Annotated in this window: 24 protein-coding genes, 1 tRNA gene and 1 riboswitch; of the genes, 11 read left to right on the top strand and 14 right to left on the bottom strand. The window is 61.9% G+C overall.

The window, feature by feature from the left end; genetic code table 11:
* Positions 1-460 precede the first annotated feature (460 nt).
* From gcvP to gcvT, 3 genes are read right to left on the bottom strand one after another with little or no spacing between them, the layout of a single operon-like run.
* A complete protein-coding gene (gene gcvP / locus QD408_RS03685; RefSeq protein WP_414138384.1) occupies positions 461-3325 on the bottom strand; it encodes an aminomethyl-transferring glycine dehydrogenase in 2865 nt (954 codons plus the stop codon).
* Positions 3325-3687 carry a glycine cleavage system protein GcvH gene (gcvH, locus tag QD408_RS03680; protein ID WP_414138383.1) on the bottom strand — a complete coding sequence of 121 codons (363 nt, stop codon included), beginning with the start codon at positions 3685-3687 and terminating at the stop codon, positions 3325-3327. The genes gcvP and gcvH overlap by 1 nt, the downstream gene beginning before the upstream one ends.
* A gap of 27 nt (positions 3688-3714) precedes the next feature.
* Positions 3715-4851: a glycine cleavage system aminomethyltransferase GcvT gene (gene gcvT / locus QD408_RS03675; RefSeq protein ID WP_414138382.1), complete on the bottom strand. Its 1137-nt coding sequence runs from the start codon at positions 4849-4851 to the stop codon at positions 3715-3717.
* Between the two features lie 156 nt (positions 4852-5007).
* A riboswitch (glycine riboswitch) is annotated at positions 5008-5100 on the bottom strand.
* Between the two features lie 158 nt (positions 5101-5258).
* On the opposite strand from gcvT, the gene QD408_RS03670 reads away from it, so the two are divergent.
* Positions 5259-5639, top strand: a complete 381-nt coding sequence (locus tag QD408_RS03670) for a hypothetical protein (RefSeq protein WP_414138381.1) — start codon at positions 5259-5261, stop codon at positions 5637-5639.
* 73 nt (positions 5640-5712) lie between these two features.
* Positions 5713-6732, top strand: coding sequence for a DUF1775 domain-containing protein (locus tag QD408_RS03665; RefSeq protein WP_414138380.1), 1020 nt, complete (start codon positions 5713-5715; stop codon positions 6730-6732).
* Between the two features lie 62 nt (positions 6733-6794).
* On the opposite strand, the gene QD408_RS03660 is transcribed toward QD408_RS03665, so the two are convergent.
* Complete coding sequence (locus tag QD408_RS03660) at positions 6795-7061, bottom strand: hypothetical protein (RefSeq protein WP_088684943.1); 267 nt, start codon at positions 7059-7061, stop codon at positions 6795-6797.
* A 119-nt stretch (positions 7062-7180) separates the two neighbouring features.
* On the opposite strand from QD408_RS03660, the gene crcB reads away from it, so the two are divergent.
* The 7 genes from crcB to QD408_RS03625 all read left to right on the top strand — a co-directional run bounded on the left by crcB (position 7181) and on the right by QD408_RS03625 (position 12708).
* A complete protein-coding gene (gene crcB / locus QD408_RS03655; RefSeq protein ID WP_088684944.1) occupies positions 7181-7558 on the top strand; it encodes a fluoride efflux transporter CrcB in 378 nt (125 codons plus the stop codon).
* Between the two features lie 87 nt (positions 7559-7645).
* Positions 7646-8638 carry an RluA family pseudouridine synthase gene (locus QD408_RS03650; RefSeq protein WP_414138379.1) on the top strand — a complete coding sequence of 331 codons (993 nt, stop codon included), beginning with the start codon at positions 7646-7648 and terminating at the stop codon, positions 8636-8638.
* Positions 8635-9288 carry an HAD-IA family hydrolase gene (locus QD408_RS03645; protein ID WP_414138378.1) on the top strand — a complete coding sequence of 218 codons (654 nt, stop codon included), beginning with the start codon at positions 8635-8637 and terminating at the stop codon, positions 9286-9288. The genes QD408_RS03650 and QD408_RS03645 overlap by 4 nt, the downstream gene beginning before the upstream one ends.
* Before the next feature lie 9 nt (positions 9289-9297).
* Complete coding sequence (locus tag QD408_RS03640; RefSeq protein ID WP_414138377.1) at positions 9298-10083, top strand: ATP12 family chaperone protein; 786 nt, start codon at positions 9298-9300, stop codon at positions 10081-10083.
* Positions 10084-10149: 66 nt separating this feature from the next.
* Complete coding sequence (locus QD408_RS03635; RefSeq protein WP_088684949.1) at positions 10150-10608, top strand: hypothetical protein; 459 nt, start codon at positions 10150-10152, stop codon at positions 10606-10608.
* A gap of 34 nt (positions 10609-10642) precedes the next feature.
* On the top strand, positions 10643-12175 hold the full coding sequence (locus tag QD408_RS03630; protein ID WP_088684950.1) for an acyl-CoA carboxylase subunit beta: 1533 nt from the start codon (positions 10643-10645) through the stop codon (positions 12173-12175).
* A 140-nt stretch (positions 12176-12315) separates the two neighbouring features.
* Positions 12316-12708, top strand: coding sequence for a DoxX family protein (locus QD408_RS03625; protein ID WP_088684951.1), 393 nt, complete (start codon positions 12316-12318; stop codon positions 12706-12708).
* A gap of 46 nt (positions 12709-12754) precedes the next feature.
* Here the strand turns inward: QD408_RS03625 and sugE are convergent, their stop codons facing one another.
* The 7 genes from sugE to lipB all read right to left on the bottom strand — a co-directional run bounded on the left by sugE (position 12755) and on the right by lipB (position 18900).
* On the bottom strand, positions 12755-13069 hold the full coding sequence (gene sugE, locus QD408_RS03620; protein ID WP_088684952.1) for a quaternary ammonium compound efflux SMR transporter SugE: 315 nt from the start codon (positions 13067-13069) through the stop codon (positions 12755-12757).
* 165 nt (positions 13070-13234) lie between these two features.
* Complete coding sequence (locus QD408_RS03615) at positions 13235-13702, bottom strand: YaiI/YqxD family protein (RefSeq protein WP_414138376.1); 468 nt, start codon at positions 13700-13702, stop codon at positions 13235-13237.
* 10 nt (positions 13703-13712) lie between these two features.
* A complete protein-coding gene (locus tag QD408_RS03610) occupies positions 13713-14186 on the bottom strand; it encodes a GNAT family N-acetyltransferase (RefSeq protein WP_414138415.1) in 474 nt (157 codons plus the stop codon).
* Between the two features lie 117 nt (positions 14187-14303).
* On the bottom strand, positions 14304-16313 hold the full coding sequence (locus tag QD408_RS03605) for an acetyl-CoA carboxylase biotin carboxylase subunit (RefSeq protein WP_414138375.1): 2010 nt from the start codon (positions 16311-16313) through the stop codon (positions 14304-14306).
* Positions 16314-16403: 90 nt separating this feature from the next.
* On the bottom strand, positions 16404-17108 hold the full coding sequence (locus QD408_RS03600) for a hypothetical protein (protein ID WP_414138374.1): 705 nt from the start codon (positions 17106-17108) through the stop codon (positions 16404-16406).
* A 97-nt stretch (positions 17109-17205) separates the two neighbouring features.
* Positions 17206-18132, bottom strand: coding sequence for a DMT family transporter (locus tag QD408_RS03595; protein ID WP_088684956.1), 927 nt, complete (start codon positions 18130-18132; stop codon positions 17206-17208).
* Positions 18133-18186: 54 nt separating this feature from the next.
* Positions 18187-18900: a lipoyl(octanoyl) transferase LipB gene (gene lipB, locus QD408_RS03590; RefSeq protein ID WP_414138373.1), complete on the bottom strand. Its 714-nt coding sequence runs from the start codon at positions 18898-18900 to the stop codon at positions 18187-18189.
* Between the two features lie 182 nt (positions 18901-19082).
* On the opposite strand from lipB, the gene QD408_RS03585 reads away from it, so the two are divergent.
* A tRNA-Leu gene (locus QD408_RS03585) sits at positions 19083-19167 on the top strand.
* 192 nt (positions 19168-19359) lie between these two features.
* Here QD408_RS03585 and QD408_RS03580 read toward each other — a convergent pair.
* The 3 genes from QD408_RS03580 to QD408_RS03570 all read right to left on the bottom strand — a co-directional run bounded on the left by QD408_RS03580 (position 19360) and on the right by QD408_RS03570 (position 21120).
* The gene (locus tag QD408_RS03580; RefSeq protein ID WP_414138372.1) at positions 19360-19722 is read right to left on the bottom strand and encodes a hypothetical protein; all 363 of its coding nucleotides are present in this window, start codon (positions 19720-19722) and stop codon (positions 19360-19362) included.
* Positions 19723-20041: 319 nt separating this feature from the next.
* The gene (locus QD408_RS03575; protein WP_414138371.1) at positions 20042-20554 is read right to left on the bottom strand and encodes a BON domain-containing protein; all 513 of its coding nucleotides are present in this window, start codon (positions 20552-20554) and stop codon (positions 20042-20044) included.
* A gap of 71 nt (positions 20555-20625) precedes the next feature.
* On the bottom strand, positions 20626-21120 hold the full coding sequence (locus QD408_RS03570) for a peptide deformylase (protein ID WP_414138370.1): 495 nt from the start codon (positions 21118-21120) through the stop codon (positions 20626-20628).
* A gap of 239 nt (positions 21121-21359) precedes the next feature.
* On the opposite strand from QD408_RS03570, the gene mgtE reads away from it, so the two are divergent.
* A complete protein-coding gene (gene mgtE, locus QD408_RS03565) occupies positions 21360-22775 on the top strand; it encodes a magnesium transporter (RefSeq protein WP_088684961.1) in 1416 nt (471 codons plus the stop codon).
* Positions 22776-22833: the final 58 nt, after the last annotated feature.

Genomic DNA, 22833 nt, shown 5'->3' with positions numbered 1-22833 from the left:
GACTTGCTAAGAAAGGTTAAATTTGAACCTATGCCGTGAAACGGATTGTCGTGTCCGCCAGCCCCGCTTGCGGCCAAAAGGACATATGCCGCAGCCTTGCGATTCCCTCTTCTCCCCATCGGGGAGAAGGTGCCCGTAGGGCGGATGAGGGGGCCGGGAATGCCGGTCTTTCCTCACAATACTCATGCGCGCTTCGATCGCACATGGTCTCGACCGTGTTTTGGACACTTCGCGATGAGTGGATAATCGCGGGGCGGCGGACCGTGCGGCCCCCTCATCCGCCTGCCGGCACCTTCTCCCCGATGGGGAGAAGAGAATACGCCGCGGCGTCTCCGTTCCTTGCTAGCTCCCGCAAGGCAGTCGTCAGCGCGAACCGGACAGCCTCAAGGGCGAGAGTGACGCAGGAGCGGAGACGAGAAAGCCGAGCCCCTCCCACTTCGTGGAAGGGGCTCGCCGAATGTTACTCCGCAGCCTCCGCATAGCTTTCCACCGGCGGGCAGGTGCAGATGAGGTTGCGGTCGCCGTAGACGTTGTCGACCCGGTTGACCGGAGACCAGTATTTGTCGACGCGGAAGGCGCCGGGCGGGAAGCAGGCCTGTTCCCGGCTGTAGGGCCGGTTCCATTCGCCGACGAGGTCTTCCACCGTATGCGGGGCGTTCTTCAGCGGATTGTCGAGCTTGTCCATGCGGCCTTCCTCGATGGCGCGGGCTTCCTCGCGGATCGCCAGCATCGCCTCGCAGAAGCGGTCGATCTCAGCCTTGGTCTCGCTTTCCGTCGGCTCGATCATCAGCGTTCCGGCGACCGGCCAGCTCATGGTCGGCGCATGGAAACCGCAATCAATCAGGCGTTTGGCGACGTCGTCGACGGTGACGCCTGCGCTGTCGACCAGCGGGCGGGTGTCGATGATGCATTCATGCGCGACGCGGCCGGTCTTCGACTTGTAGAGCACGTCATAGGCGCCCTTTAGCCGGGCGGCGATGTAGTTGGCGTTGAGGATTGCCACCTTGGTCGCCTGGGTCAGGCCTTCGCCGCCCATCATCAGGCAGTAGCTCCAGGAGATCGGCAGGATCGAAGCCGAGCCGAAAGCGGCGGCCGAAACCGCGCCCGACCGGCCATCGGTTTCCGGGTGGCCGGGCAGGTGGGGCGCCAGATGCGCCTTGACGCCGATCGGGCCCATGCCGGGGCCGCCGCCGCCATGCGGGATGCAGAAGGTCTTGTGCAGGTTGAGGTGGGAAACGTCGGAGCCGATGTCACCGGGGCGGGACAGGCCGACCATGGCGTTCATATTGGCGCCGTCGAGATAGACCTGACCGCCGTTGACATGCACGAGGTCGCAGATTTCCTTGACCGTTTCTTCGAAGACGCCGTGCGTCGAGGGATAGGTGATCATGCAGCAGGAGAGATTGGCCGCATGCTCCTCAGCCTTGGCGCGGAAATCGTCCATGTCGATGTCGCCGTTCTCGCGCACCTTGACGACCACCACCTTCATGCCGACCATCTGGGCCGAGGCAGGGTTGGTGCCGTGCGCCGAGGTCGGGATCAGGCAGACGTCACGATGGCCGTCGCCGTTGGCGATGTGGTAGTTGCGGATCGTCAGCAGGCCGGCATATTCGCCCTGCGCGCCGGAATTCGGCTGCATCGAAAAGGCGTCGTAACCGGTAACGGCGCAGAGCTTCTCCGTGAGATCGTCGATCATCTCGCGATAGCCGAGCGCCTGGTCGGCCGGCGCGAAAGGATGAATGTCGGAAAATTCCGGCCATGTGATCGGCAGCATTTCCGCCGTCGCATTGAGCTTCATCGTGCAGGAGCCGAGCGGGATCATGGCGCGGTCGAGCGCCAAGTCGCGGTCGGAGAGCCGGCGGATGTAGCGCGTCATCTCGCTTTCGGCGCGGTTCATGTGGAAGATCGGATGCGAGAGATAGTCGCTGGTGCGCAGCAAATCCTCAGGCAGCCGGTAGGAGGGCTCGAAATCGGCAATGGCGAAATTGCCGCCGAAGGCGCGCCAGACGGCTTCCAGCGTTGCAGGCCGTGTGCGCTCGTCGAGCGAAATGCCGATCTTCGTCTCGCCGACCTTGCGCAGATTGACCCCTTCGGCGACGGCAGCGCGCAGGATGAGGCCCTGCATATGGCCGACATCGACGGTGATCGTATCGAAGAAGCTTTCCGGCTCGACCTCATAGCCGAGTTTTTCCAGGCCCTTGGCCATCAGCACGGCCTTCTGGTGGACCTGCTGGGCGATCGCCTTGATACCCTTCGGGCCATGGAAGACCGCGTACATGGAGGCCATGACGGCGAGCAGAACCTGGGCGGTGCAGATGTTCGACGTCGCCTTTTCGCGGCGGATATGCTGTTCGCGGGTTTGCAGAGACAGGCGATAAGCGCGGTTGCCGCGGGCATCGACGGACACGCCGACGAGACGGCCGGGCATGGAACGCTTGATGGCATCTTTCACAGCCATATAGGCCGCATGCGGGCCGCCGTAACCGACCGGGACGCCGAAACGCTGCGACGAGCCGATGGCAATGTCGGCGCCCATTTCACCCGGCGATTTCAACAGCGTCAGCGCGAGAATATCGGCCGCTACGACGGCGATAGCGCCGGTCTGGTGCAGGCGCGCGATCAGGCCGGTGAAATCATGCACATGGCCGTGCGTGCCGGGATACTGGAAGATCGCGCCGAAGACGTCGACCGGATCGAGATCGGTGAAGGGATTGCCGACGATGACGCTCCAGCCGAGCGGCTCGGCGCGGGTGCGGATGAGGGCGATGGTCTGCGGATGGCAGTCGGCATCGACGAAGAAGGCTTTCGCCTTCGACTTGGAGACGCGTTCGGCCATGGCCATGCCTTCGGCGGCGGCGGTCGCCTCGTCGAGCAGCGAGGCATTGGCGACGTCGAGACCCGTGAGGTCTGAGATCATCGTCTGGTAATTCAGCAGCGCTTCCAGGCGGCCCTGGCTGATCTCCGGCTGGTATGGTGTGTAGGCCGTGTACCAGGCGGGGTTTTCCAGAATATTGCGCTGAATGACAGGCGGGGTGATCGTGCCGTAGTAACCCTGGCCGATCAGCGAGACCAGCACCTTGTTCTTGTTGGCGGTCTCACGCAACTTGTCGAGCGCCTCGCGCTCGGTCATCGGCGCGCCCCAGACGAGCGGTGCCTTCTGGCGGATGGCGGGCGGCAGCGTCGCGTCGATCAACCCGTCGAGGCTGTTATAGCCGATCACCTTCAGCATATCGGTCATTTCGGACGGCGAAGGGCCGATATGACGGCGATTGGCGAAATCGTAGGGCTGGTAATCGGTGAACTGGAATTCGGTCGGCGTCGTCATTACGCGATGAGCTCCTTGTAGGCGGCCTCATCGAGCAGGCCGTCGGCATCGGCGGGGTTCTTGAGCTTCAGCTTGAAGAACCAGCCGGCGCCTTGCGGATCGGAGTTGATGAGCGAGGGGTCGGCGACGATCGCCTCGTTGACCTCGGTGATCTCGCCGTCGAGAGGACAATAGACCTCGGAGGCGGCCTTGACGGATTCGACGGTTGCCGCGTCGTCGTTCTTGGCGAAGCTCTTGCCGACTTCGGGCAGCTCGACGAAAACGAGGTCGCCCAACTGTTCGACGGCAAAGGTGGTGATGCCGACGGTCGCGACATCGCCGTCAAGCTGGAGCCATTCATGTTCAGCGGTAAATTTCAGCATGGAAATATCCTCTCGGAAAACAGGGTTTCAGCGTTTGTAGGTCGGCGTAACGAAGGGCAGGGCGGAGACGGTGACGGGCAGGAACTTGCCGCGCACCTCTGCATAGACAAGGGTTCCCACTGCGGAATGGGAAACAGGCACGTAGCCCATGGCGACGGGGCCTTCGACGGAGGGGCCGAAGCCGCCTGATGTGACTTCGCCGATTTCGACCGTGCCCTCGGCATCGGCATAAAGCTTGGCATGGCCGCGCACCGGCGCCTTGCCTTCCGGTTTCAGGCCGACGCGGCGGCGGGCGGCGCCGTTTTCGAGTTCGGAGAGGATGCGGCCGGAGCCGGGGAAACCGCCGGCGCGTGCGCCACCCGCGCGCCGCGCCTTCTGCATGGCCCATTCGAGGGCTGCCTCGACAGGCGAGGTGGTGGTGTCGATATCGTTGCCGTAAAGGCAGAGCCCGGCTTCCAGGCGCAGCGAGTCGCGGGCGCCGAGGCCGATCGCCTGGACGTCGGGATGCTCGAGCAACCGCATGGTGACATCCACGGCCTTGTCCGATGGAACCGAGATTTCGAAGCCGTCCTCGCCGCTGTAGCCGGAGCGCGAAACCAGACAGGAAACGTCGTGCAGGCGGCAGTGGCGCACGTCCATGAATTTCATTGCCGCCACATCGGCCCAGAGTTCCGCCAGAACCTCGACGGCGCGCGGTCCCTGCAGCGCGATCAGGGAGCGGTCCAACAGGGTGATGTCGCACCGGTCGCCGATATGGGTCTGCAGATGGAGGAGATCTGCCTCCTTGCAGGCAGCATTGACGACGACGAACAGATGGTTGTCGAGATGGGTGATCATCAGGTCGTCGAGAATGCCGCCGGTCTCGTCGGTGAAGAAGCCGTAACGCTGGCGGCCTTCGGCCAGGCCGAGGATATCGACGGGGACCAGGCTTTCCAGCGCCAGGGCGGCATCCTCGTAGCTGCCGGATTTCGCCTTCACGATGACTTGGCCCATGTGAGAGACATCGAAGATGCCGGCTGCGATGCGGGTTTGAAGATGTTCCTTCATGACACCGGCTGGATATTGCACCGGCATGTCATAGCCCGCGAACGGCACCATGCGGGCGCCGAGCGAAAGATGCAGGGCATGCAGCGGGGTTTTCTTCAGGGCAGCAGTATCGTCCAAAAGACGCCTCCGGGGTTTGCGCCTTTCACGAAGGCGCGGGCTCAAATCTGAAGGGCGCGGCTGCGCACTTCTCTCCTGAGCCCCCTCTGTCCCTTTGCCTGAGATTGTTATCCCTTCGGCGAGCGTTTCGAGAACGCTTCTCTCCAGAGTTCCGTCTGCCCCGTGCTGGTCCTTTTGCCTGAGAGTTTCCGGGGCGGTTGCTCCTTCGGCACCGGTGACGAAAGCACCGGATTCTCCCAACATGGTTGGCGCAATTATCCGGCGGGCTAGGCGCTTGGCAAGACCAAATGTCGTGACCTGACAAATTTTTGTCGCCATAGTCAGGGAACGGCGGCAACCTGCGGCAAATCTGCTTTTGCATTCGGCAGGGAAACCGGCTATCGCGGCAAGCAGTTGAAGGGGATCTCATGCGGCGGACCGGACTGAAAGCGACGCTCTTCCTGCGCATGCTCTGCGCATTGAGCCTGCTTTTTCTCGGCTTTGCCCATCAGGCGCCGCAGGCTGTCGCTTCCGAAGGTTACGACGCCGCCGCCTATATGCTGCCGGACGGCAGCTTTGCCTCCCTCTGCGTGACGGTAAAGGACGACGACGGCAAGACCGTCGCCTTCAAGCCCAATTGCGAAGTCTGCCGGCTTTCGGCCTCGGTAATCCTGCCGATGCCGGATGCAGGCTCCTGGCTCGCGCGCAAACTCGCCTCGCTGAACAACGCGCCCAATGAGACCGCCGCGATTGCCGGCGCCAGCGCCGTTAGCCGGGCAAATTCCCGCGCGCCTCCCATCCGCGTCTGATCTTCCTCCGCAATCTGAATGCAACATGCCGGTCCGCCTGAGAGAAGTGCTGCGGCCGGCGAGGAGATATCCGATGAAAACGATCAAGACGCAGACTATCAAGACTTTGGGGCTTGCCGCCCTTCTTTCCGCCGCCGCCATTGCCAGTGCCGAGGCCCATGTGAGCTTCCTCGACAAGCAGGCGAAACAGGAAAGCACCATTCTCGCGACGCTGCAGGTGCCGCATGGTTGCGACGGCAAGGCAACCACGGAAGTGCGGGTCAAGCTGCCGGAAGGCTTCGTCTTCGCCAAGCCGCAACCGAAGGCGGGCTGGGAGCTCGAGGTGATCAAGGGCGATTACCAGAAGACCTACGACAATCACGGCGACAAGGTGAAAACCGGCACGGTCGAGATCCGTTGGAAGAACGGCAATCTCTCCGACGATTTCTACGACACCTTCGTCATCCAGGGGAAGGTTTCCGGTATCGAGGCCGGCACTTCGCTCGCCTTTCCGGTGACGCAGATGTGTGGCGATGCGGTCCAGGCGTGGGATCAGGTCGCGAAAGAAGGCGGTGATGCGCACGGCCTGAAAAGCCCGGCGCCGGTCTTGAAGATCGTTGAGGGCGAAGACCATGGCCACGACCATGACGACATGGCTGGGATGGACATGACCGGGAAACCCGGCATGGACATGTCAGCTATGGCGGCTGCCGCGCCGGCGGGCGAAGCGGTGAAGGCCGGCGATCTCGAAATCTCCGGCGCCTTCGCCAAGGCGATGCTGCCCGGCCAGCCGGTCGGCGGCGGCTTTTTCACGGTGACGAACAACGGCAAGACGGATGACCGCCTGGTATCGGTGTCGTCGCCTGCATCGGGCGAGGTTCAGATCCACGAGATGGTGACGAAGGACAATGTCATGCGGATGCGCCAATTGAAGGACGGCATTGCCATCCCTGCGGGCGAGACCGTCAAGCTCGAGCCCGGCAACCTGCATCTGATGTTCCAGAAGGTGAAGACGCCGTTCAAGCAGGGCGATACGGTGCCGGTGGCGCTGACCTTCGAGAAAGCAGGCAAGGTCGACCTGGTGCTGCAGGTACTTTCCGCTCAAGGCAAGTGAGCACGGGCAGGTTAAGACAGAAAAGCCCGCGATGCGGGCTTTTCGCTGGAAGGGCTGCGGCCTCAGACGTCCTCGTAGGATTGCAGCGCCTGCTTCAGGCCGGCCTGCGGCTGGCGATTGCCCTTCTCCATCAGGTCGAGTGCCACTTCGGTCGATTGGATGATGCTGGAGGGATCGTCGATTCCTTCGCTGCTCTCGGCCTTCAATTGCCGGTCGGCGAGACGACGCGACTCGCGCGCGGCGGTGCTCGTGGCGACGCGCTGCGGTATTCTCAGCGTTTCCAGGGCAATGGCGGCGGTGCTTGCCGAAATGGACAGGAGCTGGGTCATGTCGGCACAGTATCGGCAGGATCTTGGCGCCAGCATAAGAAAACGACTGGCATTTTATTGAATTATAAGAATTTATTCCGTCACGATTAAATGCGCTCTCAAACTCGGATGTTCCGCCCATGATCCAGGCTCTGCTCGTCGCCGTCGGCGGCGCTATCGGTTCCGTCCTCAGATATTATGTCGGCCAATGGACGCTGAGGCTTCTAGGCCCGGCCTTTCCCTGGGGCACGCTCGCCGTCAATGTCGTCGGCTGCTTCGTCATCGGCGTCCTTGCCGAACTGATTGCGCGAAAGTTCAACGCCTCGATGGAATTGCGCTTGCTGCTCATCACCGGCTTCCTCGGCGGCTTCACCACTTTCTCGGCCTTTTCGCTCGACGCCATCTCACTGTTCGAGGGCGGCAATACCGTCGCCGGCGGTGTCTATATCGCAGCCAGCGTCGGCCTTTCGATGGCGGCGGTGTTCGCTGGGCTCGCCATCATGCGCGCTTTGGTCTGATTCTGGTTTCCGTTTTGGAAGAAAATGCTCTAAAGGCTGCGGAAAGAACGCCGGCTCGGCCGCGCTGCAATTTCCGAAAGACCATTCATGGCTGGCATAGAACATATCAAGGTTGAACCTGACGAGGCGGGCATGCGGCTCGATCGCTGGTTCAAGGTGCATTTTCCCGGGCTCGGCTTCGGGCCGCTGCAGAAGCTCTTGCGCTCCGGCCAGGTGCGCGTCGACGGCGGACGTGTGAAGTCGGATGCGCGCGTGCAGCCCGGCCAGATGGTGCGCGTGCCTCCGCTCGATGTCGACGCCAAGCTGAAGACCGGGCCGATCGCCGGCAAGGATCTCAAGCATTCGACCGATTTCGAGCTTCTGTCGCGCATGGTGCTGCACGAAGACGACAAGGTGATCGTGCTCAACAAGCCGCCCGGCCTTGCCGTGCAGGGCGGCTCCGGTGTCGCCAGGCATATCGATCAGATGCTCGAAGCCTGGACCAGCCCGAAGGGCGAAAAGCCGCGTCTCGTCCACCGCCTCGACCGCGATACATCAGGCGTGCTCGTCATCGCCCGCACCCGTGGCGCCGCACAGAAGCTGACCGCCGCCTTCCGCGAGCGTGACACCAAGAAGACCTACTGGGCGCTGGTCAAGGGCGTGCCGCGCAAGCACGAGGACAAGATCTCGACCTGGCTCGTCAAGGAGCCAACTGCCGACGGCGACCGCATGCGCATCGCCAAACACGGCGAGGATGGCGCCGATCACGCGATTTCCTACTATCGCGTGCTGGAGACGGCAGCGCAGAACCTCGCATGGCTGGAGATGGAACCCTATACCGGCCGTACCCACCAGCTGCGCGTCCATGCACTGCATATCGGCCACCCGATCATCGGCGACCCCAAATATTTCGACGAAGATCCGAATTGGAATTTCCCCGGCGGCATCCAGAAGCGGCTGCATCTGCACGCGCGCCATATCGATATCCCGCACCCCACCGGCGGCCGCCTGCGCGTCAGCGCGCCGCTGCCACCGCATATGGTACAGACCTGGAACCTTCTCGGTCTCGACCTTGCCGGCGCTGAAAGGGACAGTGAATGAAACTCGCGCTCTTCGATTGTGACGGCACGCTGGTCGACAGTGCCGGGCTGATTCACGAAACCATGCGCCGCACCTTCGACAAATTCGGCAAGGCGGAACCGCGGTTTGAGGACACCAAGGCCATTATCGGCCTGTCGCTCGATATCGCCATCGCCCGCATGCAGGGCAGGCCGCATGTCGAGCAGGAAGACATCGAGATGACGGCGCATTACAAATCGCTGTTTTCAGTGGTGCGCCAGGATCTCGACTACAGGGAGCCGCTGTTTCCCGGCATTCGTGAGATGATCGACGCGATCAGCGGGCGGGATGATCTGCTGATCGGCGCGGTGACGGGAAAATCCAGGCGCGGGCTAAACCTCGTGATGGAGACGCATGGCTTCGACCCCTATTTCATCGTTGCGCGCACCGCCGACGACTGCCCCTCGAAGCCGCATCCGGCCATGGTGACGGAATGCTGCGACGAAACCGGCATGAATGCCACAGACACCATTGTCATCGGCGATGCGGTTTACGATATGCAGATGGCAAAGGCTGCCGGCGCCAAGGCGATCGGCGTTGCCTGGGGCTATGCCAGCGTGGATGAGCTGATCGCCAACGGCGCCGATGCGATCGCCTATCATCCGAACGAGATATTGCGCCATTTTTCCTGAGGTGACGCCATGCGCGATCTTCTGAACGATCTTTCCGAAGGCTTGAGCCATCCCGATCCCATCCGCCGCGCGCAGATCCAGATGAAGAAGCCGCTGCCGAAGCGTTTCTATACCGAGGTCGCGGTCGCCGAACACGAGGACGGTTTTGCGATCACGCTCGACGGCAAGCTGGTGCGCACGCCGGCACGGCTGGCTCTCGCCGTGCCGACAGAGGCGCTTGCCCGGCTCGTCGCCGCCGAATGGGACGCGCAGGCCGAGGTCATCGACCCTGTCACCATGCCGGTGACGAGGCTCGTCAACACCGCAATCGACGGCATCGCCACCAATACGCAGGCGATCTTCGAGGACATCCTGCGTTTTTCCTCGACCGACCTGATCTGCTACCGCGCCGAAGGGCCGGAACGGCTGGTCGAGCGCCAGGCTGAACGCTGGGATCCCATTATCGACTGGGCCGCCAACGATCTTGGCGCCCGCTTCATCCTCGTCGAAGGCGTGATGCATCACGAACAGCCGCGCGAGGCGACCGCCGCCTTCGCCGTCACGCTTGCGCGACATCAGAGCCCGATGGCACTTGCAGCCCTTCACACGATCACGACGCTGACCGGCTCGGCGATCCTGGCGCTCGCCTTCGCCGAGGGCCGGGTGACGATGGAGGAGGCATGGTCGCTTGCCCATCTCGACGAGGACTGGACGATCGAGCATTGGGGGAGCGACGAGGAGGCCGAGGAGCGGCGGGCCAAGCGCTTTGTCGAGTTCAAGGCGGCAGCAGATGTTTTTTTCTCCCTAAGCGCCTGAAACATATTGCCTTCCCAGGCATTATGACGAAATCTGCGACTCCAACGGGGAGTGCGGGATTTTGCAATGAATTGGCTGAGGTCGTGTTTTTGCCGGGCCGCACTCGTTTGTATGGCGCTTACGGCCTGTGTCAGCCTCTCGGCCAACAAGCCGGAGACACCGCTTTACGACGTGCGAAGCGCCGTCGTTCTCTCAGGCCCGAACATGCCGGCCGAATTGCTTTCTGGTATCAATGACCGCGTCAACGCCGCAATCAACGCCACCGTGCGCGACACCGTGCTGCCGCGGGTGGTGCTGACGATCCGCGTGGTTTCGATCCAGAAGGGGCTTGGCTTTCAGAAAGACCGCAACGTCGCGAAGATCAGCATTGACGCCGCCTCGGTGGAGGACGGCTCGGTGATTGCCGTCAGCGCTTTCGACGTGACCAGCATGGCCGCCGATCCCCAACTCGCCGACGACATCATGGCCGAGGATGTCGCCGCACGGATACGCTCGGTTTTCTCGCTCAGCGGACGCAGCCGCTAAAACATCTCGAACATTTAGAGCGAGGGGAGATCACATGAAGGAAATTCTCGAAGAACTGGAACGGCGCCGTGACGTCGCCCGCCTCGGCGGCGGCAAGGAGCGCATCGAAGCCCAGCACAAGCGCGGCAAGCTGACGGCGCGCGAGCGGATCGATCTCTTCCTCGACGAAGGCTCCTTCGAGGAGTTCGACATGTTCGTCGAGCATCGCTCCACCGATTTCGGCATGGACAAGAGCCGGATCGCCGGCGACGGCGTCGTGACCGGCTGGGGCACGGTCAACGGCCGTACCGTGTTCGTCTTTGCCAAGGACTTCACCGTCTTCGGAGGCTCGCTTTCGGAAGCGCATGCCGAGAAGATCATCAAGGTGCAGGACATGGCGCTGAAGAACCGCGCGCCTGTTATCGGCATCTATGACGCCGGCGGTGCGCGCATCCAGGAGGGTGTGGCCGCGCTCGGCGGTTATGCCGAAGTCTTCCAGCGCAATGTGCTCGCCTCCGGCGTCATTCCGCAGATTTCCGTCATCATGGGGCCGTGTGCGGGCGGCGACGTCTATTCGCCCGCCATGACCGATTTCATCTTCATGGTGCGCGACACCTCCTACATGTTCGTGACCGGTCCCGATGTGGTGAAGACCGTCACCAACGAGACTGTCACGGCGGAAGAGCTTGGCGGCGCAACAGTGCATACGACGCGCTCGTCGATTGCCGACGGCGCCTATGACAATGACGTCGAGACACTTCTGCAGGTACGCCGGCTCATCGATTTCCTGCCGAAATCGAACACCTCGCCGGTACCGGAAATCGAATGTTACCAGTCGGTGACCGACACCGACAATTCGCTGGATACGCTGGTCCCGGCCAATGCCAACAAGCCCTACGACATAAAGGAGCTGATCCAGAAGGTAGCGGACGAGGGGGATTTCTTCGAGATCCAGTCAAACTTTGCCAAGAACATCGTTTGCGGCTTCGGGCGCATCGAAGGCTCGACGGTCGGCTTCGTCGCCAACCAGCCGATGGTGCTGGCCGGGGTGCTCGACAGCGACGCCTCGCGCAAGGCGGCGCGATTCGTGCGCTTCTGCGATTGCTTCAACATTCCGATCGTCACCTTCGTAGACGTGCCGGGCTTCCTGCCGGGCACGGCACAGGAATATGGCGGTCTCATCAAACATGGCGCCAAGCTGCTCTTCGCCTATGCGGAGGCGACTGTGCCGAAACTCACCGTCATCACCCGTAAGGCCTTCGGCGGCGCCTATGACGTGATGGCGTCAAAGCATCTGCGCGGCGACCTGAACTATGCCTGGCCGACGGCGCAGATCGCCGTCATGGGCGCCAAGGGCGCGGTCGAGATCATCTTCCGCAAGGATATCGCCGATCCCGACAAGATCGCCGCGCATACGAAAATGTATGAGGACCGGTTCCTCTCGCCCTTCGTGGCCGCCGAGCGCGGTTATGTCGACGAGGTGATCATGCCGCATTCGACCCGGCGGCGGCTGGCGCGCGGATTGAAGATGCTGCGCAACAAGGACCTTACCAATCCCTGGAAGAAACACGACAACATTCCGCTCTGACATTTGGCGCCGAATAAAACGATCCGGTCGCGTGTTTACCTGCTGTCGAAAAAGTGAACGGCCGTCAGCGATCCGTGTGTTCAATCCCTGACGAGGACGGGCTAACGCTCGGCTCTTATACTTTTTAAAGGAGAGGTTTAATGTCAAGTTTCGAGCGTCTTTCTGCCTATCGCCCCTATGGGCTGGCCGCTCTCAGAATCATCGTTGCACTGCTGTTCATCGAACACGGCACGATGAAGCTTTTCGCCTTCCCGGCTGAGCAGATGCCGGGCTCACTGCCGCCGCTGATGCTTTTCGCCGCGCTTCTCGAGTTGGTCGGCGGCATCCTCATTCTCATCGGCCTGCTGACACGCCCTGTCGCCTTCCTGCTGGCCGGTGAAATGGCGGTCGCCTATTTCATGGCGCATGCGCCGAAAAGCTTCTACCCGGCCCTCAATCAGGGCGACGCAGCGATCCTGTTCTGCTTCGTCTTCCTCTATCTGGTCTTCTCGGGTCCCGGCGCTTTTGCCGTCGACAGCCGCAAGTCGGCCTAAGTGCATATCGGCTGCGGGGCGCCTGGCGTCCCGCAGCCTTTTCTAATCAGGCGGTGAGCTTGAGGCCGGCGATGCCGGCGACGATCAGCGTGATGCAGGCAAGTCGGGTGACACTTGCCGCATCGCCGAGCAGCCAGATGCCGAGAATGACCGTTCCGACCGTGCCGATGCCGGTCCAGACCGCGTAGGCGGTGCCGATCGGCAGGTGCTTCACCGCAAGACCGAGCAGCACGATGCTCACCACCATTGAAATAACAGTCAGCGTCGTCGGCAGCGGCCGCGTGAAGCCCTCGGTGTATTTAAGGCCGATGGCCCATCCGCATTCAAAAAGACCGGCGAGAAAAAGCAGAAACCAGGCCATGCGACTCTCCTTGTTCAAGAGCGAGGCCGTCCCCGCGACGTTGCATCCTCAGGACGCCGCAGTCGTCTGCGATGGTGCTTATATGCGTGAGGAGACGGCTGTCTTCAAGGTAGAAATCGGCATGGCTGCCATGCCACCCGTTTCTTGCCGCCTCTGCGGCGAGCATCATTTCTGCACGCCGGCCTCGCTCAAGAGGTTCTTGGCGCGGCGGCAGAGGCGGTCGAAGGTTTCGAGGAAGCGGGAGCGGTCCTTGGGGCTGAAGGCCGCGTTGTAACCTTTGCTCTCACCGGTTTCGCGCAGGTGCGCGCCGAGATCGCGCATGGCGCTCGCCATGCCGATATTGGTCTCGTCGAAGACGCGCCCGGTCGGACCGCTGACGAAGGCGCCCCCAGCGACGCAGCGCACGGCGAGCGGCACGTCGGCGGTGACGACGACATCGCCCGCGCCGGCGCGCTCGGCAATCCAGTTGTCGGCGGCATCGAAGGCGTTGGAGACGATGACGTTGTGGACCATCGGGTCGCGCGAGGGGCGCAGGCCGGAATTGGCGACGAAGGTGACTTCGAGGCCATGACGCTCCGCGACCTTCAGGATTTCCGGCTTCACCGGGCAGGCATCGGCATCGACGTAGATCATGACGATATCCTCATGCCGGCTGCGTGGCCGGCTGGCGGACCATATCGATATGTGGAATGCCGTCTTCCAGATATTCCTCCGACGTGCCGATAAAGCCGAAGGATTCATAGAAGCCGCGCAGACGGGCCTGAGCCGACAAGGCAATGGGGTTTGCCGGATAAAGCCGCGCGCAAGCGGCGATCGCCTCATTCATCAATGCATCGCCAAGACGCTTGCCGCGATGGGCGGGCGAGACGACGACGCGGCCGATCTTAGAGGGATCCTGCGCAGTATGCGGCTTCAGCAGCCGCGCAGAGGCGAGCAGTTCGCCGCCATCCAGCAGCCGCAGGTGCAGGGCATCGACATCCTTGCCGTCGAGCTCGGGATAGGGGCAGTTCTGCTCGACGATGAAGACGTCGACGCGCATTTTCAGAAGGTCGTAGAGCTCGCGCGCGGAAAGCTGATCGAGACCCTTGAGGTCGGTTGTGTAGGTCGTCGGAGCCATCGATAGAACCACGCTGCGGATGCCCTTGCCGGAACACATGGGCCGAGGTTTTCCGTATATGTACGACGGGACGGCTGACTTCAAGCGAGGAAATGGCGGGCTGAGCTGCGCCTTGCCTCAGGCGAACTCCATGATCACGGCATCGACGGCCAGGCTTTCGCCGGGGGCGGCATTGATCTTGGAGACGACGAGATCGCGTTCGGCGCGCAGCACGTTTTCCATCTTCATTGCCTCGACGACTGCGAGCGTCTCGCCAGCCTTGACCTCCTGACCCTCGGCAACCGCGATGGCGACGACCAGGCCGGGCATCGGGCAGAGCAGCAGCTTCGACGTATCCGGAGGCAGCTTCACCGGCATCAGCCTGTCGAGCTCCGCATGACGCGGCGAAAAGACCTTGGCGACCACCGAAAGCCCTTGCCAGTCGATGCGAAGGCCGTTCAGGACGGGGCGGATCTGTGCGGTGACATCGAGGCAGCCGACCTTGCCGCTCCAGACCGGATCGCCCGGTCTCCAATCGGTGACAACGGCGGATCGTTCACCCTCTATCGCCATCTCCATATCGAAGGGGATAGTGACGAGGCCGTCGAGCAAGTTGGCGGCGACATATTTGTCGCCGATCTTGATCACCCATTCCTCGCGCAGCGCGGCGGATGCAGCACGCAGGCGATCGGAGAAACGTTCCCGGCGGTTCGTCTCGATCAGGAAGGCGGAGAGGGCGACGGCGGCAAGTGCCGCCTCTTCCGCCCGGTCCGGTTTCATCGGGGCAAAGCCATCGGGATATTCTTCGGCGATAAAGCCAGTGGAAAGCCGGCCCTCGCGCCAGCGCGGATGCTTCATCAGCGCCGACAGGAAGGGAACATTGTGCTCGATGCCATCGACGACGAAGCCGTCTAGCGCCCGGCCCATGGCGTCGACCGCTTCGCTTCGCGTCGGCGCCCAGGTGCAGAGCTTGGCGATCATCGGATCGTAATACATCGAAATCTCGGCGCCTTCGAAGACGCCGGTATCGTTGCGGACGACGACATTGCCGGTCCTGCCTTCCGCCGGCGGGCGGTAACGCGTCAGGCGGCCGATCGAAGGCAGGAAGTTGCGGTAGGGATCTTCGGCATAGAGCCGGCTCTCGATCGCCCAGCCGTCGAGCCTGATCTCGTCCTGGGTGAAGGGAAGGGGCTCTCCGGCCGCTACTCGAATCATCTGTTCGACGAGATCGATGCCGGTGACGAGCTCGGTGACGGGATGCTCGACCTGCAGGCGGGTATTCATTTCGAGGAAATAGAAATTGCGGTCGCGATCGACGATGAATTCGACGGTTCCGGCGCTCTGGTATTCGACGGCTTTGGCAAGCGCCACCGACTGCTCGCCCATGGCTTTGCGGGTGTTTTCGTCAAGAAAAGGCGAGGGCGCCTCTTCCGCCACCTTCTGGTTTCGCCGCTGGATCGAGCATTCGCGCTCTCCGAGATAGACGACATTGCCATGCGCATCGGCCAGCACCTGGATCTCGATATGACGCGGCTCGACGACGAATTTCTCGATGAAGACACGGTCGTCGCCGAAGGAATTCTTCGCCTCCGAACGGGCGCGCTCGAAGCCGTCGCGCACCTCCGCCTCGTTCCAGGCAATGCGCATGCCCTTGCCGCCGCCGCCGGCGGACGCCTTGATCATGACGGGATAGCCGATCCCGCCTGATATCGTTTCCGCTTGGGCAGCGTCCTCGATGATGCCGAGGTGGCCGGGCACGGTGGAGACGCCGGCAGCACTGGCGAATTTCTTCGATTCGATCTTGTCGCCCATCGCCATGATGGCTTTCGGCTTGGGGCCGATGAAGACGATTCCCTGCTTTTCCAGCTCAGCGCAGAAGGAGGTGCGCTCGGAGAGGAAGCCGTAACCGGGATGCACCGCCTCCGCGCCCGTCGCCTTGCAGGCGGCGATGATCTTGTCGGCAACGAGATAGCTTTCGGAGGCGGGGGCAGGGCCGATGTGAACGGCCTCGTCGGCCATCTCGACATGCAGGGCGTCCCGATCCGCATCCGAATAGACCGCGACGGTCAAAATACCCATGCGGCGCGCAGTCTTGATCACGCGGCAGGCGATCTCGCCGCGATTCGCGATCAGGATTTTCTTGAACATCGAGACTCCACCCAGAAATGCGTTCCGAAGTTTTACGCACAAAACACCGGAACGCACAATCAGGCTTGAGGCAGGTCACGCTTCGAGGGGTCAGGCGACGGCGGCTGCCGCAACGGGTTCCTCGTCGACGATGCGCAGCCAGCGGCTGCGCCGCGGCTCGGGACGATCGAGCAGCTCGACGGCGGCCATGATGCCGGTCCAGTGGGGGTGATTCGCGCCCGGCAGCGTCGCCTGTTCGATCTGCTGGAGCACGCCATATTCGGCCGGAGAGACGGGGATGACGCCGCCTGCGGAGATGCCTCTGAAGATGCGCATGGCGAAATCGACGTCCTGGCGGGCGATGCTCCTGCGGTCGACGGCGCGCGACAGGTGGTAGCCGCCGATCCCGTCGGTGATCGCCAGACGAAGCTGATCGAGAGCAAGCGCTCTCAGTTCGCCCGGGACATCGGCCGAAATCTCCATGACATGGAGGATGAGCTCGAGTTCCAGCGCCGAGTTGACGACGCCGTCGGTCGTGAACATCCGCATGATCCAGGCGACGTTGATTTCATCGAGCGAGCCTTGCGGATAGGTGTGATCGACGATGAAACCGGCGAGCTGCTCTACGAAGAAAGCATTCCACTCGCTACATTTTTCAGGACAGGAATTGTTGAGCGCCAACATCGCCACGACGTCCTGGGACGTTCGGATACCCTCCGGAAAAGCATGTTTGCGCAACAGCACTATATCTTCGGCCGTCAGCCGATGCTTGCCGGCCACGACGCAGGCCGGAAAAGCGAGACGGAATTCGCTCATGTTTTAGCTCCAGGCTTCATCATGAAGCCGGAGACAGTTTTACCGCCCGCGCATTGACGATCCCTCAAGAAGAGGAGTTAACCCTGTATTCTCCAAGTCAGGAGGATTTTAACGATCGTGCCTGCACCCGCTCGCGCCAGATGATGAAGAGGCCGGACGCGACGATGATGAAAATGCCGATCCATTTGGAGAAATTCGGGAAATCGTTGAACAGCGCATAGCCGAGCACCGTCGCCGAGATGATCTCGAAGTACTGGAACGGCGCGAGCAGCGACAGCGGCGCAAGCCGGAAAGCCTTAACCACCAGGATATGCGCGTAGCCCGAGATCGAGCCGAGGATGAGAAGCAGGACGAGGCCGAGAGCCGAGGCGGGCAGGGACATGGCGAAATCGGCGTTGCCGGCGCTGCTCCCGACGAGCAGGGCCGCCGCCATGAAGGCGGTTCCGCCGATGCCGGCCATCGTCTGCATGGTCAGCGGCGAATCGGCCACGCCGATCGCGCGGTTGAGAAAGAGGTAGAGCGAGAACAGGAAGGCGCAGGCGACCGGCAGCAGCGCCTTCAGGCCGAAGATCTCGTAACTCGGCTGAATGACGATCATCGCGCCGCCGAAACCGACCACGATCGCCATCCAGCGCCGCCAGCCGACCTTCTCCCCGAGAAACAGGGCCGACATGGCGGTCAGCATGAAGGGCTCGACGAAATAGATGGCGAAGACATCGGCAAGCGGCATGTATTTGACGGCGACGAAGAAAAGCAGGCTTGCCGCGCCGTGCAGGACGCCGCGCAGCAGGTTCATCCACGGCCGCTTGGCCGAAAGCGCCTTTCGGCCGAAAAGGGCGAAGAGAATCGGCACGGTGCAGGCGATCTGGAAGAAGAATCGGTAGAACGTGATCTGACCGGGCGACATCGCCTCGAAGGTCGCCATATATTTGGCGATGGCATCCATAATCGGCAGGATGAGCATCGCGCCGGACATGATGGCCATGCCCTGCAGGGAATTTTGATGGGCTGACTGTTCTGCCATGGCTGCCGATTCTTTCGGGGAACGACGCCATCAATCACGGGAAAGCGGGGCAGATCAAGCCACGGTTTCGCCGAAAACCGACTCGAAAGCGGCGCGCAGCCGGATATCGACATCCGACATCATCACCAGCAGGCCGAGATCGACGAGGCTGGTCACGCCGTAGGCCGATATGCCGCAAGGCACGATGCCGCTGAAATGATCGAGATCGGGATCGACGTTGAGCGACAGGCCATGGAACGTCACCCATTTGCGCAGCCTGATTCCCAAAGCGGCGATCTTGTCTTCGGCCATCGTTCCATCGGCCAGCAACGGCTTCTCCGGGCGGCGCACCCAGACGCCGACGCGATCCTCGCGCCGCTCGCCGCGCACGTTCATCATGTCGAGCGTGCGGATGACGACCTCCTCCAGGGCGGCGACGAAGGCGCGCACATCCTGGCGCCTGCGTTTCAGGTCGAGCATGACATAGGCAACGCGCTGGCCCGGCCCATGATAGGTATATTCACCGCCGCGCCCAGTCGCGAAGACCGGAAAGCGGTCCGGCTGGACGAGATCGCCCGCATCGGCGCTGGTGCCGGCGGTATAGAGCGGCGGATGCTCGACGAGCCAGACGAGCTCGTCACCACCATCCGATATCACCGCCACCTCGCGCTCCATCGTCTCCACCGCCTCCTCATAGGGAACGAGCCCATCGGTGATGCGCCAGCGCACCGGGCGGGCGCCGAGTTTCGGAAGCATGGAGAATTCGAGATCGGTGCGAAGCATGGCCATTCCTTGCCGCGCTCCCCGAAAAGTCTGTGAAAGAGGGGCGGCAGGAGATCTATATGGACCCGTTTCGAGGCCAATTCAAATGCTGCGACCGGTTTTGAAAAAAACTGTCACATCGCCCTTGTGCACCCCAGATGCTTTTGCTACATGCAGCCCCGCCGGAGCAAATCGGCACCTACCACGATGCGGTCGTGGCGGAATTGGTAGACGCGCAGCGTTGAGGTCGCTGTGGGGCAACCCGTGGAAGTTCGAGTCTTCTCGACCGCACCAAATTGTTTAAAAAACCCTCGTGACCTCTTGGTTCCACGAGGTTTTTTTATGTCTTCATTCCTGCGGATATTTTGTCACACGCACCGGCGCGATTGAAATGGCGGGCGTTGTCAGGCCACGTCAAAAAGACGGCCCGATAGAAAAAAAGGGCCGATTTCCGGCCCTTTCCTCCCGATCATGCGTTGCAGCCGATCAATGCGTTGCACGGCATGCTTCCGTGCGGGAAGCACCGCTGTCGGCGCCCTTGGTGTGGGAGCCGCTCGGGCCGATCATGCTGTGGCATGGGGGCAGGGGCTTGATGCTGGCGGTCGCGGCCTTGTCGACCACCGGAGTCACAGCCGTCGGCGCGAATCCGTCGCTGTCATTGGTATAGTCGCTCGAATAGGCCGGAGCCTTGCGGTTGGAATAATGCACCGGGGCTGGCTTGGCCACCGGGCTCGGCGCGAATCCATCGCTGTCGTTGGTGTAGTCGTCGGAATATGTCGGTTGGGCGAAGGCAGCGCCTGCAAGGCTGACGGCGAACAGGGACGCGGCGAGGGCAAATTTGATGCGCATGGTTCATCTCCTCAATCTATTGTTGAATTCAACAATATAAACCAACCCCTGGCGCTTAAGAGTTCGCGCCCCAATTCTGGCAATTTTGTGAAAGAAAAAGGCGCTGACCGCGACCTTTTGTCCAAATGAAATCACAGTCTTGTCAAGGAATTTGACGTTTTCGTTACGGGAAGCCGCCTAAGAAAAACAGGCGAAGACGGCAGGCATCAAACAGCTCTCGCCACAATCGGAAATTGTTAACTTTTGGTAATGTGAAATGAGGCCGCCCGGAAGGCAACGCTGCCTCCCGTCCGACATGCTGTGCCTGTCATGGGTGATGTCAGTCCTCGTTCGGAATATGCGCATCGACGCCTGTCAGCTGCAGTTTGTTGCGGACATGACGGACGCCATCGACGGCAAGCGCGCTGAGTTCGACCTTTCGGGCGATGCCGATCGTTTCCACCGAGCCTTCCAAGGTGATCACATGCCCGTCGGCATGTACCTCGATACTATCTATGTCGACGTCGGGGATGTTTTCGAGATTGTCGTTCACCCGCGCCTCGAGGTCATCGCTTTCGTCGCGGTCGATCGTATCGGCGCGCAGCGAATCCTTCAGCCGGTTCTCGTTTCCGTCGGCGTCCGTGCCGTCGACCCGAAAGCCCTGGCTGGGATCGCTGTCGAAATTGGCGGCCGTTTCGCCGTAAGGGCGGTTGGCGGGATCGCTGGCGCCGTTGCCATCGGCATAGGGCCAGCCGTCATCGAGATTGCGCTCATCGAGGTCGCGATAGTCTTCCTCGCGCGAAAGCTCCTGCTTTCCGCGGGAAGGCGAAGTCTTTTCGCCGATTCTTGCCATTGCATTCGCTCCTTGTTTCTCTGCTGGAAACGTTGGCAGCGGCGAATGGTTCGGGGTGGGGCGGGGATTTGTCAGCCCTGCGCCTTCTCCCATTTTTTCACGAGGCGCTCGCGCTTCAGCCTCGACAGGCGCTGCAGCCAGAAAATGCCGTCGAGCTGGTCGACCTCATGCTGGATGCAGATGGCGAGGAAGCCTTCGGCGGCATCCTCATGTACGGTGCCCGCGCCATCCTGATAGCGGAAGCGGATCGCCCGTGGGCGCGTGACCTCGTCGGTTGCGCCGGGCATGGAAACGCTGCCTTCGGCATGGCTCATCGTCTCCTTCGAAAACCATGTGATCTCCGGGTTGACGTAAAGGCGCACGCCGTCGGCCCTGTCGAGTTCCAGCACCGTCACGCGGCTGAGGACGCCGATATGGGCGGCGGTGATACCGACGCCGGGGGCAGCGCGCATCGTCGCCAGCAGGTCGTCGGCCAGTTCGGCGAGCGACGAATCGAAAGCCGTCACCGGCGCGCAGGTGGTCTTCAGATCAGGATGCGGATAGCGCAGAATCGGACGGATGGGCATCGGGCGGGCTTTCTCTGCTTGGACGGTGCGGAAACTATCGCCGGCCGCGAGCATTGTCATCACGAAGCATGGTTTGCCGCTTTACGACATGGATGCTTTGAGCTAGCAGGAGCAGGAATTCCGGGCGCGGGAACGCCGATCGGGATTGACTTATCCGCTTGTTGACAATCGTGTTTTCGGCCGACATTTGCGAATGTGGGCGGCAGTCGTTGAAATTCGAACCAGATGCGAGGCGGCAGATGACAACGACCGACGGGGAAGACCGCATTCGCAGGCGTCCCGACGACGAGGAAGCCGATATCTACGACGAGGACGGCAATGTCCGCAGCGATTTCCTGGCGCTCGTCGGCGCTGCGATCGCCGATCGCGACACGCTGTTCCTGCGTGAGAATGTCGCCCGACTGCATGAATCCGAAATAGGCGACCTGCTGGAATCGATCCAGCCGGATCAGCGTCTGGCGCTGGTGCGCCTGCTCGGCGACGATTTCGACATGACGGCGCTGACCGAGGTCGACGAGGCGATCCGCCGCGAAATCGTCGACCAGATGCCGAACGATCAGATCGCAGCGGCGATCGGCGAACTCGATTCGGACGATGCGGTCTACATTCTCGAAGACCTCGACAAGGAGGACCGGGAAGAGATCCTCGCCCAGCTGCCGTTCACCGAGCGGGTGCGGCTGCGCCGGGCGCTCGACTATCCCGAAAGTTCGGCCGGGCGCCGCATGCAGACGGAATTCGTCGCCGTGCCGCCGTTCTGGACGGTGGGACAGACGATCGACTACATGCGCGACGAGGAGGATCTGCCCTATTCCTTCTCGCAGATCTTCGTGATCGATCCGACCTTCAAGCTGCTCGGCGCCGTCGATCTCGACCAGATCCTGCGCACCAAGCGGCAGACGAAGATCGAGCAGATCATGCGCGAGACCAACCATCCCATCCCGGCCGAGATGGACCAGGAGGAAGCCGCGCAGCTCTTTGAGCAGTATGACCTTCTCTCGGCCGCCGTCGTCGACGAGAACGGCCGGCTGGTTGGCGTATTGACCATCGACGACGTCGTCGACGTCATTCACGAGGAAGCGGACGAGGACATCAAGCGCCTCGGCGGCGTCGGCGACGAAGAGCTCTCCGACAACGTGCTCTCGACGGCCCGCTCACGTTTCCTCTGGCTTCTGATCAACCTCGGCACGGCGATGCTCTCGGCCAGCGTCATCGGCCTGTTCGACGCTTCGATCGAGAAAATGATCGCGCTGGCGGTGCTGATGCCGATCGTCGCCTCGATGGGCGGCAATGCCGGCACGCAGACGATGACGGTGACGGTGCGCGCGCTCGCCACCCGCGATCTCGATATCTACAATGCCGGCCGCATCATCCGCAGGGAGGCGGGCGTTGGCATCCTCAACGGCATCGTCTTCGCGACGATCATGGGCGCGATCGCCGGCACGTGGTTTCACGACTACCAGCTCGGCGGCGTGATCGCGGCGGCGATGATCATCAATCTGATGGCGGCAGCCCTTGCCGGCATTCTTCTGCCGCTGCTGCTCGACAAGGTGGGGGCCGACCCGGCAATCGCCTCTTCCGTCTTCGTCACGACCGTGACCGACTGTACCGGCTTTTTCGCCTTTCTCGGCATCGCTACATGGTGGTTCGGCATCTGATCGACCGCAGAAATTGACTATTACGTAAAAGTCAATATGATGGCCCATGCTGATGGGG

The sequence above is a fragment of the Rhizobium sp. BR 249 genome (genome assembly GCF_047445895.1).
GTDB lineage: Bacteria > Pseudomonadota > Alphaproteobacteria > Rhizobiales > Rhizobiaceae > Rhizobium.
Note: the sequence above shows the minus strand (reverse complement) of the source record. Positions and strands in the feature narration are given on the sequence as shown.

Coding starts and splice junctions, on each gene's coding strand:
- gcvP (WP_414138384.1), bottom strand. CDS start 3,325: ATGACGACGCCGACCGAATTCCAGTTCACCGATTACCAGCCCTACGAT.
- gcvH (WP_414138383.1), bottom strand. CDS start 3,687: ATGCTGAAATTTACCGCTGAACATGAATGGCTCCAGCTTGACGGCGAT.
- QD408_RS03670 (WP_414138381.1), top strand. CDS start 5,259: ATGCGGCGGACCGGACTGAAAGCGACGCTCTTCCTGCGCATGCTCTGC.
- QD408_RS03665 (WP_414138380.1), top strand. CDS start 5,713: ATGAAAACGATCAAGACGCAGACTATCAAGACTTTGGGGCTTGCCGCC.
- QD408_RS03660 (WP_088684943.1), bottom strand. CDS start 7,061: ATGACCCAGCTCCTGTCCATTTCGGCAAGCACCGCCGCCATTGCCCTG.
- crcB (WP_088684944.1), top strand. CDS start 7,181: ATGATCCAGGCTCTGCTCGTCGCCGTCGGCGGCGCTATCGGTTCCGTC.
- QD408_RS03650 (WP_414138379.1), top strand. CDS start 7,646: ATGGCTGGCATAGAACATATCAAGGTTGAACCTGACGAGGCGGGCATG.
- QD408_RS03645 (WP_414138378.1), top strand. CDS start 8,635: ATGAAACTCGCGCTCTTCGATTGTGACGGCACGCTGGTCGACAGTGCC.
- QD408_RS03640 (WP_414138377.1), top strand. CDS start 9,298: ATGCGCGATCTTCTGAACGATCTTTCCGAAGGCTTGAGCCATCCCGAT.
- QD408_RS03635 (WP_088684949.1), top strand. CDS start 10,150: ATGAATTGGCTGAGGTCGTGTTTTTGCCGGGCCGCACTCGTTTGTATG.
- QD408_RS03630 (WP_088684950.1), top strand. CDS start 10,643: ATGAAGGAAATTCTCGAAGAACTGGAACGGCGCCGTGACGTCGCCCGC.
- QD408_RS03625 (WP_088684951.1), top strand. CDS start 12,316: ATGTCAAGTTTCGAGCGTCTTTCTGCCTATCGCCCCTATGGGCTGGCC.
- sugE (WP_088684952.1), bottom strand. CDS start 13,069: ATGGCCTGGTTTCTGCTTTTTCTCGCCGGTCTTTTTGAATGCGGATGG.
- QD408_RS03615 (WP_414138376.1), bottom strand. CDS start 13,702: ATGATCTACGTCGATGCCGATGCCTGCCCGGTGAAGCCGGAAATCCTG.
- QD408_RS03610 (WP_414138415.1), bottom strand. CDS start 14,186: ATGGCTCCGACGACCTACACAACCGACCTCAAGGGTCTCGATCAGCTT.
- QD408_RS03605 (WP_414138375.1), bottom strand. CDS start 16,313: ATGTTCAAGAAAATCCTGATCGCGAATCGCGGCGAGATCGCCTGCCGC.
- QD408_RS03600 (WP_414138374.1), bottom strand. CDS start 17,108: ATGAGCGAATTCCGTCTCGCTTTTCCGGCCTGCGTCGTGGCCGGCAAG.
- QD408_RS03595 (WP_088684956.1), bottom strand. CDS start 18,132: ATGGCAGAACAGTCAGCCCATCAAAATTCCCTGCAGGGCATGGCCATC.
- lipB (WP_414138373.1), bottom strand. CDS start 18,900: ATGGCCATGCTTCGCACCGATCTCGAATTCTCCATGCTTCCGAAACTC.
- QD408_RS03580 (WP_414138372.1), bottom strand. CDS start 19,722: ATGCGCATCAAATTTGCCCTCGCCGCGTCCCTGTTCGCCGTCAGCCTT.
- QD408_RS03575 (WP_414138371.1), bottom strand. CDS start 20,554: ATGGCAAGAATCGGCGAAAAGACTTCGCCTTCCCGCGGAAAGCAGGAG.
- QD408_RS03570 (WP_414138370.1), bottom strand. CDS start 21,120: ATGCCCATCCGTCCGATTCTGCGCTATCCGCATCCTGATCTGAAGACC.
- mgtE (WP_088684961.1), top strand. CDS start 21,360: ATGACAACGACCGACGGGGAAGACCGCATTCGCAGGCGTCCCGACGAC.